1 protein-coding gene is annotated in these 249 nt (G+C 59.4%); it reads left to right on the top strand.

Going from position 1 to position 249, the window contains the following annotated elements:
• On the top strand, positions 1 to 249 hold a 249-nt coding region (locus tag SB764_RS43195; RefSeq protein ID WP_410867196.1), incomplete at both ends, for a hypothetical protein.

The raw sequence follows: 249 nt of genomic DNA, 5'->3' as shown, positions 1-249 counted from the left end.
ACTGCCGTCACCATTGAGAACGTCAACCGCGAAGTGGTGGCCTATTCAAATATTGCCGATCAGGAAACCGATGGCAGTCGCCGTGACGCGATTCTGGGCCGTGTCGTACCCGACCTGCCCTGGTATCTCGCCCGCTATCGGGCCGTGGCCATGGCAACCGAACCTGTTTTCTTCGGGCAGGAGCACGGAGCCTTGGACCGTGTGGCTATGCCGATACGCGTGGGATCACGCTTGATTGGTTCTCTGTGG

This window comes from Paraburkholderia sp. SIMBA_027 (assembly GCF_046535315.1).
In the GTDB taxonomy this organism is placed as follows: domain Bacteria; phylum Pseudomonadota; class Gammaproteobacteria; order Burkholderiales; family Burkholderiaceae; genus Paraburkholderia; species Paraburkholderia tropica.
The sequence above is the reverse complement of the archived record's forward strand: the minus strand, read 5'-3'. Positions and strand labels throughout refer to the sequence as shown.